Source organism: Pedobacter sp., assembly GCF_045628745.1.
In the GTDB taxonomy this organism is placed as follows: domain Bacteria; phylum Bacteroidota; class Bacteroidia; order Sphingobacteriales; family Sphingobacteriaceae; genus Pedobacter.
The window spans coordinates 1-10,852 of sequence record NZ_JAZQPU010000113.1; the positions used below are offsets into that span (position 1 = coordinate 1).

The 10,852-nt window shown below is 38.7% G+C and carries 14 protein-coding genes; 12 read left to right on the forward strand and 2 right to left on the reverse strand.

Features of this window, described 5'->3' with window-relative positions; all coding sequences use genetic code 11:
• The coding region (locus ACR2F7_RS04825; RefSeq protein ID WP_432712460.1) for a tetratricopeptide repeat protein at window positions 1-1,188 on the reverse strand (1,188 nt) is incomplete at its 3' end.
• Window positions 1,189-1,302: 114 nt separating this feature from the next.
• Here ACR2F7_RS04825 and ACR2F7_RS04830 point away from each other — a divergent pair.
• The 10 genes from ACR2F7_RS04830 to ACR2F7_RS04875 all read left to right on the forward strand — a co-directional run bounded on the left by ACR2F7_RS04830 (window position 1,303) and on the right by ACR2F7_RS04875 (window position 8,210).
• Window positions 1,303-1,530: an AtpZ/AtpI family protein gene (locus ACR2F7_RS04830; protein WP_432712461.1), complete on the forward strand. Its 228-nt coding sequence runs from the start codon at window positions 1,303-1,305 to the stop codon at window positions 1,528-1,530.
• Between the two features lie 51 nt (window positions 1,531-1,581).
• Window positions 1,582-1,968, forward strand: coding sequence for a hypothetical protein (locus ACR2F7_RS04835; protein WP_432712462.1), 387 nt, complete (start codon window positions 1,582-1,584; stop codon window positions 1,966-1,968).
• 17 nt (window positions 1,969-1,985) lie between these two features.
• Window positions 1,986-3,116 carry a F0F1 ATP synthase subunit A gene (gene atpB, locus ACR2F7_RS04840; RefSeq protein ID WP_432712463.1) on the forward strand — a complete coding sequence of 377 codons (1,131 nt, stop codon included), beginning with the start codon at window positions 1,986-1,988 and terminating at the stop codon, window positions 3,114-3,116.
• 37 nt (window positions 3,117-3,153) lie between these two features.
• Window positions 3,154-3,363: an ATP synthase F0 subunit C gene (gene atpE, locus ACR2F7_RS04845; RefSeq protein ID WP_108553637.1), complete on the forward strand. Its 210-nt coding sequence runs from the start codon at window positions 3,154-3,156 to the stop codon at window positions 3,361-3,363.
• A 75-nt stretch (window positions 3,364-3,438) separates the two neighbouring features.
• A complete protein-coding gene (locus ACR2F7_RS04850; RefSeq protein ID WP_432712464.1) occupies window positions 3,439-3,933 on the forward strand; it encodes a F0F1 ATP synthase subunit B in 495 nt (164 codons plus the stop codon).
• A gap of 29 nt (window positions 3,934-3,962) precedes the next feature.
• Window positions 3,963-4,511, forward strand: a complete 549-nt coding sequence (gene atpH, locus ACR2F7_RS04855) for an ATP synthase F1 subunit delta (protein ID WP_432712465.1) — start codon at window positions 3,963-3,965, stop codon at window positions 4,509-4,511.
• A 53-nt stretch (window positions 4,512-4,564) separates the two neighbouring features.
• A complete protein-coding gene (gene atpA / locus ACR2F7_RS04860; RefSeq protein WP_432712466.1) occupies window positions 4,565-6,139 on the forward strand; it encodes a F0F1 ATP synthase subunit alpha in 1,575 nt (524 codons plus the stop codon).
• 27 nt (window positions 6,140-6,166) lie between these two features.
• Complete coding sequence (atpG, locus tag ACR2F7_RS04865; RefSeq protein WP_432712467.1) at window positions 6,167-7,048, forward strand: ATP synthase F1 subunit gamma; 882 nt, start codon at window positions 6,167-6,169, stop codon at window positions 7,046-7,048.
• A 103-nt stretch (window positions 7,049-7,151) separates the two neighbouring features.
• The gene (locus ACR2F7_RS04870; protein WP_432712468.1) at window positions 7,152-7,934 is read left to right on the forward strand and encodes a 5'-nucleotidase, lipoprotein e(P4) family; all 783 of its coding nucleotides are present in this window, start codon (window positions 7,152-7,154) and stop codon (window positions 7,932-7,934) included.
• A gap of 60 nt (window positions 7,935-7,994) precedes the next feature.
• Window positions 7,995-8,210, forward strand: a complete 216-nt coding sequence (locus ACR2F7_RS04875; RefSeq protein ID WP_432712469.1) for a hypothetical protein — start codon at window positions 7,995-7,997, stop codon at window positions 8,208-8,210.
• A 337-nt stretch (window positions 8,211-8,547) separates the two neighbouring features.
• On the opposite strand, the gene ruvC is transcribed toward ACR2F7_RS04875, so the two are convergent.
• Complete coding sequence (ruvC, locus tag ACR2F7_RS04880; protein ID WP_432712470.1) at window positions 8,548-9,111, reverse strand: crossover junction endodeoxyribonuclease RuvC; 564 nt, start codon at window positions 9,109-9,111, stop codon at window positions 8,548-8,550.
• 42 nt (window positions 9,112-9,153) lie between these two features.
• On the opposite strand from ruvC, the gene ACR2F7_RS04885 reads away from it, so the two are divergent.
• Together ACR2F7_RS04885 and ACR2F7_RS04890 are read left to right on the forward strand one after the other, a co-directional pair.
• On the forward strand, window positions 9,154-10,131 hold the full coding sequence (locus tag ACR2F7_RS04885; protein WP_432712471.1) for a hypothetical protein: 978 nt from the start codon (window positions 9,154-9,156) through the stop codon (window positions 10,129-10,131).
• Window positions 10,109-10,852: glycosyltransferase (locus ACR2F7_RS04890; RefSeq protein ID WP_432712472.1), on the forward strand; the 744-nt coding region annotated here is incomplete at its 3' end. The genes ACR2F7_RS04885 and ACR2F7_RS04890, both read left to right, overlap by 23 nt.

The following is a 10,852-nucleotide window of genomic DNA, read 5'->3' on the forward strand; positions in this document are numbered from 1 at the left end:
CTTTGGATTTTGTAATTCTTCTTCCAAAGCAATGGTGGCATAACGCTCATTCAGGTAACTCAGGTCGTTCGCCTTTTGCCGCACCTGGGCATAATCAGGGTAATGCTTAGGCAATGTGTTTAAGGCACTATCGTAATATAACGTTGCACGGTAATAGTCTTTAAAGTGCTGAAACTGTAAATCAGCTAATCTTAAATAGGAGATGCCTTGCTGGTATTTATTTTGATGGTTTGACTGCAAGGCAAGCTGGTTATATTTTTCAGCGGCATCGTAATCAGCCTTTGCCTCTTCAATTTGTGCCAGCCGGTCATAAAGCTGATCTCGGAATTCCATGCTTTTATCTTCTTTAAGAAGTGCTAAAATTGGCTTTCTTTCATCGAGGTCCTTTTGACCTAATAAACCATATAACCTAAATCTGCTCAAGAGGGCATTGAAATACAAATCAAAAGGTGCATTGCTTTTTTCTACCTTTTTGTAGAAATAAAGAGCCTGTTGATAATGCTTCTCTTGTTCAAAAAGCTGGGCAAGAATATAGGTCCAGCGGTATTGCTGCGCTTTTTCAGGTCTTTCTTTTAAGGCTTTCTCCAGATAAGTTGTTGCAGATTGAAAATCATGGCCATCAATTGCATTTTGTGCTAATGTAGCCAAGGGAGATGCCTTCTGTTTCTTCGCTTTTTGCAGGTTAAGCTTCAGGGTATCCAAATATGGGGCTGCTAGTGTTGGCTGGTCCAGCTTCATTAAGTTAAGGGCTGTACCGTCTAAACCCTGGATATAAAGGTGTAAAACTTTGGGATAAGTCTTCACCACATAAGCAGCATATTCTTTTGCAAGAAAGTAATTCCCTTTAAGGAAGTACGCTTTGGAAAGCAGGAGATAGGCATCTGCAATATATTTGCTATCGCTTTTTCGAGAAATAATGGTTTGAGCTTTGCTGATCAAAAGGTCAAGGTCAGCAGAATTCCCTGTACCCGAAGCTGCTGAAAGGTGTAATGGCAATAGCTGTTGAAAATTAGTTGTATAGCTGTCGTTCAGGTTAGCCTCATAATTTTTTAGCAGCAGACCTGCATTATATAAGTAATTGTATTTTGCCGTTAAATTTTGCATTCCACGACTGCCGGGGCTTTCTTTTTGAGCACTACAAGCAAGCAGCATGCAAAAACCACAGCAAATAAATGTTATCTTTAGCATACTAAAAACGCAGGTTTTTAAAAGTATAGGTTGAGTCAATGTCAATCAAAAAGTAGACAAAATTATTTTATTCAGCAATTATTACACCTTAATTGCCCAATTTTATTTGAGACCATGATGCAGGAGTCTAATGATAATAAGGAAGAAAATACATCCAGCAGCCTGGTTAAATATTCTGGTATAGGCTTTCAAATGTTGGCTACTATAGGGCTTTTTGCTTTTATTGGCTATAAGCTTGATGAATGGCAGCAAAACAAAAAGCCAATTCTTACCGCAATATTTAGTTTGCTGGGGGTAATTATTTCTCTTTACCAGGTTATAAAACAATTGAATCAAAAATAGGCAATGCTGTACTGTGGTAAATGTATACTTTTGTAAAAAAAAAAGATCGATTTGAGTTTAAGTAAGTTTACCCTGAGTTACCTGTTATATTGTTTGGTGTTAGGCTGTATTGCCTTCTATTTACCTGCCTTTTTTCCGCAAGAAACCATACTTGTGCCAAAATTCTGGCTTGTATTTGGCTACCTCGGTGGCATTACTTATATCGCTTATGTGGTGGTTTTTTTAGGTATCAAACGCAACCCCGAAAGTGGAATTATGGCCATTATGGGGTCAATAGCCTTGAAAATGGTATTCTCTATGGCTTTCGTGCTGATTTACAGCCTTAAAAGCACTGGAAGCGGCTTCGTTTTCGTCCTCAACTTTTTTTCTTTATATTTATTGTTTAGCTTCTTTGAAATATACTGTTTGTTACGTAACTTGCGCCACCAAAATAAATAGTAAAAATCTGCGAGTAAATGGATTGTAACCACGTTTTTGTTTCTAAAGTGAATAGGCTAATTGTTGCTTTCACGCTTTTTTTAGCGTTTTTCTCTGTTGCTTCCCCTGCTTTTGCGCAGTCGGATAGCCTTCAGACAACAGTAGATGCACACGCCGAACCACATGGTGCGGAAAAGTTTGATATAGGCAAGTTTGCCTTGCATCATATTGCTGACTCACACAGCTGGCATGTGATCGGTGATACTTACATTCAACTCCCTGTAATTTTATATACAGCTAATGGGTTGGTAAGCTTTAGTTCTGCTGAATTTCGTTATGATGACGATGCTAAAGTTGTGGTTGAAAAAGACGGACAACGTTTCGTTAAAATGCATGAGAAAATATACTATGCATCTGCAACCCCGAATGAACATGGTCAGTATGTAGCGCTTGATGAAAAACATCATGCTTTAAATGAGCGTCCATTGGATATTTCAGTAACTAAAAACGTTTGTACGTTATTGATTTCCATTGTTATCATTCTTGCTGTATTCCTTAACGTTGCAAAAGGCTACAGAAAGAACCATGGTAAATCTCCAAAAGGAATTCAATCATGGATGGAGCCTATTATCATCTTCGTTCGTGACGATATTGCTAAACCAAATCTTGGTCATAAATATGAGCGTTTCATGCCGTATTTGTTAACTGTATTTTTCTTCATCTGGTTCAATAACATGTTAGGTTTAGTACCTTTCTTACCAGGTGGTGCCAACCTTACAGGAAACATTGCAGTAACCATGATTCTTGCATTGGCAACCTTTTTGTTAACTGTTTTCAATGGTAACAAATATTACTGGAAGCACATCTTTGCACCTGACGTTCCTAAGTTAATGTGGATCGTTATGATTCCTGTAGAGATTGTTGGTATCTTCACTAAACCTATTGCCTTAATGATTCGTTTGTTTGCAAACATTACTGCTGGTCACATTTTAGTGTTATCCTTAATCTGCTTAATCTTCGTTTTCAATAGTTTGTATATTGCACCTATCTCTATCGCTTTTGCTGTATTCATCGGCGGAATTGAATTGTTAGTTGCCTTTATCCAGGCCTTTATATTTACCATTTTATCAGCCTTATTTATTGGTATGGCGATAGAAGAACACCATTAACTGAATTTTTTAACAACTATTAATATATAAAATCATGATTACAGGAAGTATTGCTGCAATTGGTGCAGGATTAGCTGCGATTGGCGCTGGTCTAGGTATCGGTAAAATTGGTGGTTCTGCAATGGACGGTATCGCTCGTCAACCAGAAGCGGCCTCTAAAATCCAAACTGCGATGTTAATCGCTGCTGCCTTCGTTGAGGCTGTTGCGCTTTTCGCAGTAGTAGTTGCCCTAATGGGTAATGGCTAGATGATATTGTACCCGGCTGTAAAGTCGGGTACATATTTTTAAAAAAAAAGAGAACACTTGATATAAAAATAGAAAATGGAATTATTAGTACCTGAATTTGGGTTAGTTATTTTTCAAACAATAGCGTTTCTATTGTTAATGTTTGTTTTAGCTAAATTTGCCTGGAAACCAATCTTAGCGGCAATTAAAGAGCGTGAGCAATCAATTGATGAAGCATTAAATAAAGCTGAACTTGCAAAACAAGAAATGGCTCGTTTAACTGCTCAAAATGAAGAGCTGATGAAAACTGCACGTGCAGAACGCGATTTAATGTTGAAAGAAGCTAAAACTTTAAAAGACAGTATCGTTAATGAAGCCAAAACTCAGGCACAAACTGAGGGCGCTAAATTAATTGAGAAAGCAAAAATCGAAATTGAGAACCAAAAGAAAGCTGCTTTATATGAATTGAAAAGCCAGGTTTCAAGCCTGTCTATCGAAATTGCAGAGCGCGTTTTACGTGGTCAATTACAAGATAAGGCTAAACAAGAAGATTTGGTAGCCAATCTTTTAAAAGATGTTGAATTAAACTAATTGTATTCAATTAGCTAAATAAGATTAGAATGTCAGAAAATAAAGCAGCATCCAGATACGCCAAATCCATCATCGATCTTTCTGTAGAGAATAACTCTCTGGAAGCGGTGAAAAGCGATATGGCTTTAGTCTCAAAGGTGATCGATGAAAATTCACAATTAGAAGCTATTCTTAATAACCCGATTGTCCCAATAGATAAAAAAACAGGTATCCTGATGAATTTATTTGAAGACAAGGTGAGTGCCATTACCCTTTCATTTATGAAACTAATGGTAAGCAAAGGGCGTTCTGAAATCGTTTTTTCAGCAGCAAAACAAGTTGTTACCCAATACAACAGTATTAAAGGTATTGTAACGGCAGAAGTAAGTTCGGCTACCGCCTTAACTGAAACCAGCAGAGCAGAAATTATTGCTTTGGTGAAAAAAGAAATTGGTGCAAACCAGGTGTTGTTAAAAGAAAAAGTGAATGAAGACCTTATAGGTGGTTTTATTCTTAAAGTTGGTGATAAGCAATTTGATGCAAGTATCTCCAGCGGATTAAACAAACTAAAAAAAGAATTTGCCCAGGGCGTGGTTTAATTCAAAAATATAACAGATAAAAAATTACTGATTTACAATAGAAAATATAAATTATGGTAGAGGTAAGACCAGACGAAGTATCGGCAATTATTAGGCAACAATTGTCGGGCTTTAAATCAGAAGCCGAATTAGAAGAAGTAGGTACTGTATTACAAGTGGGTGATGGTATTGCTCGTGTATATGGTTTAACTAAAGTTCAATCCGGAGAGCTTGTTGAGTTCGAAAGTGGTTTACAAGGTATTGTGTTGAACCTTGAAGAAGATAATGTTGGTGTGGTTTTATTAGGCCCATATGACAAGATCAAAGAAGGTGATACCATTAAAAGAACTAAAAAAATTGCCTCTATTAAAGTAGGTGAAGGTATGCTTGGCCGTGTAGTTAATACAATGGGAGAGCCTATCGATGGTAAAGGACCAATTATTGGCCAGACTTACGAAATGCCTATCGAACGTAAAGCGCCAGGGGTAATCTACCGTCAGCCAGTTAACGAGCCTTTGCAAACGGGTATCAAAGCTATTGATGCCATGATTCCAATTGGCCGTGGTCAACGTGAGTTAGTAATTGGTGATCGTCAAACTGGTAAATCTGCCGTTTGTATTGATACCATTATCAATCAAAAAGAATTTTATGAAGCAGGTAACCCTGTTTTATGTATATATGTTGCTTGTGGTCAAAAAGCAAGTACAGTAGCAAACGTTGTTCGTACTTTAGAAGAAAACGGTGCTATGGCTTACACAGTTGTAGTTTCTGCTTCTGCTGCTGATCCTGCTCCACTTCAATTTTACGCTCCATTCTCTGGTGCTGCTATTGGTGAGTACTTCCGTGATACAGGTCGTCCGGCATTAATCGTTTATGATGATTTGTCTAAACAAGCTGTTGCTTACCGTGAGGTATCTTTATTACTTCGTCGTCCACCGGGTCGTGAGGCTTATCCTGGAGACGTTTTCTACCTTCACAGTCGTTTGTTAGAGCGTGCTGCAAAGATCAACCAGAATGATGACATTGCTCAGGCAATGAACGATCTACCTGAATCTTTGAAAGGTATCGTTAAAGGTGGTGGTTCATTAACGGCATTGCCAATTATTGAAACACAAGCTGGTGACGTTTCTGCATACATCCCAACCAACGTAATTTCTATTACTGACGGACAGATCTTCTTAGAATCTAACTTGTTTAACGCAGGTGTTCGTCCGGCTATTAACGTAGGTATCTCGGTATCTCGTGTAGGTGGTAATGCACAGATTAAGTCAATGAAAAAAGTTGCCGGTACTTTGAAATTAGACCAGGCACAATACCGTGAACTTGAGGCTTTCTCTAAATTCGGTTCTGATCTTGATGCAGCAACAACTTCTGTATTAGGTAAAGGTGCCCGTAACGTAGAGATCTTGAAACAAGGACAATTCTCTCCACTAACTGTAGAGAAACAAGTTGCGATTGTATACATCGGTACTAAAAACTTAATGCGTTCAGTGCCTGTAAACAAAATCAGAGAGTTTGAAGCAGAATACTTGCAGCAGTTAGAATTACGTCATGCTGATACTTTAAAAGCTTTAAAAGCTGGTAAATTAGATGATAGCGTAACTGGTGTATTAGAAACAGTAGCTAAAGAACTAGCAAGTAAATACTAAGTTACTCTAGCAGAAGATTAAAAAAGAATGGCTAATTTAAAAGAAGTAAGAATACGTATAGCGTCGGTACAATCTACACAGCAGATTACCAAAGCCATGAAAATGGTTTCGGCTGCTAAATTAAAGCGTGCTACCAATGCTATTATACAATTACGTCCCTACGCTACAAAACTTAAAGATATCTTAGGAAATCTTTCTGCTAGTCTGGAAGGATCTTCCTCACCTTATACTCAAGAGCGTGAGCCTAATAAGGTGTTAATTGTAGTAGTATCATCTAACCGTGGGTTAGCAGGTGCTTTTAACATGAACGTAATTAAAGCTGCAAACAACTTAATCGCTGAGAAATACAGTGAGCAGTTTAAAAACGGAAATGTGAGTATTGTGTCTATCGGTAAGAAATCTCAGGATTTCTATGAGAAACGCAACTACAAAGTGATTGGAAACAATAATGATGTGTATACTGCGCTTACCTTTGAAAATGTAACTAAAATTACCGATGCTATTATGGCGGGTTTCAAAAAAGGCGACTTTGATAAAGTTGAAATTATTTATAACCGCTTTAAAAATGCTGCAGTACAATTTGTAACCACAGAGCAGTTATTGCCGCTTCCAAAAACAGAAGTTACTGCAACAACAAGCTCTTCAAACACTGATTATATTCTGGAGCCTTCTAAAGAAGAGATTGTTGAACAATTGATTCCTAAGTCGATCAAAATTCAGTTGTATAAAGCATTGTTAGACTCTCATGCATCAGAACACGGTGCAAGGATGACATCAATGGATAAAGCAACAGAAAACGCTGGTGACTTGTTAAAAGCCTTGAAACTTGCCTACAACCAGGCTCGTCAGGCAGCAATTACCACAGAGCTTTCAGAAATTGTAAGTGGTGCCGCAGCACTCAATGGATAATTAAAAATCACCATACGAAAGCCTTTATCCGCATGGATAAAGTCTTTTTTTATTTCAACTGCCCCCAACAGCAGTAATTTTAAAATTCTCTAAGTAGATGTATATGAAAAAAGTACTTACCCTTACCGTCCTTTCCTTTTTATTGCCTTTAAGCTTATGGGCACAAAAAAACAATAAAACAGGTTACAGAGATTATACCAATGCCGTATTATGGCAACAACACTCTGGTGAATTCCGTGCCCTGGCATTTCAGGCTTATAACTTTGCCCGCCTGTCGCTGTTAGAACAACTAAAAAATGCAGACACCACCAAACGCAATTGCGTAGTGGTTGATATTGATGAAACGGTGTTGGATAACTCTCCATACCAGGGTTTTGAAATTCAGCATGGCAGAAGCTATGACCTTAAAACCTGGACTAACTGGACCAGTAAGGGCATTGCCGATACCATACCCGGGGCCTTTGGATTTTTGAAATTTGCTTCCCGCTTTAATGTTGAGGTTTTTTATGTAAGCAACAGGCTGGGAACAGAGTTTGATGGCACATTGCATAATTTAAAACGTTTCGGTTTTCCTAATGCCGATGCAGCACATTTGGTGTTGAATGAATCAACATCTGATAAGGAACCCCGCCGACAAAAAATCAAAGAGCAATACAACATTCTTTTGTTGTGTGGCGATAACCTGAGCGATTTTTCCAACGTATTTTACAGGGAACAAAAAATCACCACAGAAGAGGTTAACCGTGCACAGCAATTGTTTGGTACTAAATATATTGTGATTCCAAACCCTATGTATGGCGACTGGGAAAAGCAATTTTATCCCCGTAAGGACCTTAAAGAGACAGAAAGAGCAGAACAAAGACTCAACTCCTTAAAAACTTATTAAGGATTCTATCTTTTTACAGATTTTATAATTAATTTTGTAGCATTAAAAACAAAAAATATAATGGAACAGACACCAAAACACAATACAGAAAGCATGCAAAGGGCTAATGACAGTTCTATCTACATTTTATTAGTTGTTGGTATTATTGCCAGTGTTATAGGTGTATTCCTTCGTTTTGCAGGTGATTCTATGATTTTATCTATTATTTCATGGGTGATCTTATTTGTAGGTGCTTTTATCTGCTGTAAAGCAGTATTTAAAATACTAGCGGCTTAGTTTCTACTTGCCTTAAATATAAAAGCCTGCATCATTAAATATGAATGCAGGCTTTTATATTTTATAAGGAATAACTTTATCCCTTTCGCACTCTAAGGCTTAACCATCATTATTACTTCCCTTACCTTTCGCTTACTGTTTGCTAACCTATACCACAAGTATAGTGGTATATTAACATAGGTTTGCTACGGGTTTGCTACCGGGTTGGTACCGAAAATTCCGAAGCTAACCGCCAGCAGCTCCCTACCTGCTCCCTATTTTTACCGGAGCATAGGTTATTGAATAGCTAACTATAGGTTAGTGAAGCATTAGTGAATGGCAGGGGATAGATAAGAGATTACCTTACTCGTTTTTTATTATCCTGTACAAAAGATTCCCAGCCGGAGTAAGACTTGCCTTTACCGGTGGTGCTCACCCTTTGAAAAGAGTGACAAACGGCAACTGCCAGTCCGTCGGTGGCATCTAAAAATTCTGGTGTTTCTTTAAAATTGAGCAAACGCTGCAACATGGCTGCTACCTGTTCTTTGCCCGCGCTGCCATTACCCGTAATCGATTGTTTGATTTTACGGGGAGCATATTCCGTTACCATGATGTTTTTTGATAAGGCTGCAGCCATGGCAATGCCTTGCGCACGACCTAATTTCAACATCACCTGTATATTCTTACCGTAAAATGGTGCCTCAATGGCTAACACATCAGGTTTATACTCTTCCAATAATACAATGGTTTTCTCAAATATGCGTTGTAGCTTCAAAAAATGATCATCCAGGTGGTCCATGCGTACAATACCCATGGTGATTAATTCTATTTTACTTCCCTTTTCCAAAATTACCCCATAGCCCATTACAGCCGTGCCGGGGTCAATGCCCATGATAACCCTTTCCTTTTTTTCCGCCAACATAGAACAATATTAAGCATATTTGCAGACAGTAAAAGTAAAAATTTGACAGCCACCCATAAAAAGCTCTTCTCCTACCTCCTTAAAATTGCAATTGTAGTCTTTGCATTTTGGTTTATCTATGTGAAGCTCAGCCAGAATAACGATTTAAAAGAATTTATGGTGATGCTGGAAAGCATACCACAGTTAGAAATCATCAGTGTGATATCCCTTGTATGTGTGCTCATGCTGCTCAACTGGGGGCTGGAAGCTGTAAAATGGCAAAGGCTGCTGCGCACCATAGAAAAGTTAAGTCTGTGGAAAGCCATAGAATCTGTTTTTTGTGGTTTAACATGGGCCATATTTACGCCCAACCGAATTGGGGAGTATGGCGGTCGTGTGTTCTTTCTATCGCCTAAAAGACGCATCATTGGTGTTATTGCCATGACCGTGGGTAACATAGGGCAGCTGGTGCTTACCAATGTATTTGGCTCCATTGCCGTTTGTGTATTTGTGGCGAAATTTCAATTTTTAGACCCCGGGTTATACCTTGCGCTTTGTGTTTTTGCGGCCATCTTTGCCTTGTTCTTTTTGGTGTTATTTTTTAACATCAGGTGGCTGAACGGCATTTTGCTATCCATCCGCTTTACACGTAAATACAAGCGCTTTTATAAAGTGCTGGCCAGGTACCGCAAAACAGAACTGCTCAGGATCCTGCTTTTATGCCTTGCCCGATATGTAGTGTTCAGCACACAATATATGATCATGTTTTTATGGCTGATTCCAGAGCTGCCTTTCGATGCCATGGTGATGATGGTGTGCATCCTGTTCTTTGTGCAATCGGCACTGCCCTCACTGGATCTTTTTGATATCGGTATACGCAGTGTAACCGCCTTGTTCTTTTTTAAATATGTAACCGATAAAAATGCAGCCGTAGTAGCCTGTACAGCCAGTATCTGGCTGATTAATATTATTATTCCTGCTATATTAGGCTCATATTTTGTTTTTAAACTCAATTTCTTTGGAAATACAACACGTAGCTAATTACATTTCTGCTTTTTTAACCGTCACTTATTTGGTGGTGGTGCTTTCCTTTATCCGTGGCTGGCACCAGCTCAAAACGGTGAAACCTGTACTTAAACGTGGTAATACACCTGTGAGTATTATTGTTGCGGCCAGGAACGAAGAAGCACAAATAGCAAAAACGATAGAAGATATTTTGGCACAAGACTACGATGCCAATTTGATGGAAGTGATCTTTATAGACGACCATTCTACAGACCAGACCGCACAAATCATAGCTCGCTATCCAAGAATTAAATTAATCAGTTTAAATGAGCCTATCACCATCAACTCTTATAAAAAGAAAGCGATAGAGACGGCCATAGGAGGGGCAAGTGGTAAGTTAATTATTACCACTGATGCTGATTGCCTGATGGGCCCTAATTGGCTTAAAACTATTGTGAGCTATTATGAAGAGCATGATTTCAAAATGATCTCCTCACCGGTTTTATACACAGCTGAGCAGAACTTTTTTGAGCGTGCACAGTCTTTAGAATTTTTATACCTCATTGGCCTTGGTGCATCCACCATTGGCAATAACCAGCCTTCCACCTGCAATGGAGCCAACCTTACCTATGAAAGAGCCGCATTTTACGAAGTAGGCGGTTTTAAAGGAATAGACGACCTGGCTTCGGGAGATGATGAGCTGCTGCTGCATAAAATGGCCGCCCGCTATGGGAATAAAATAGGGTTCCTGAAAAAC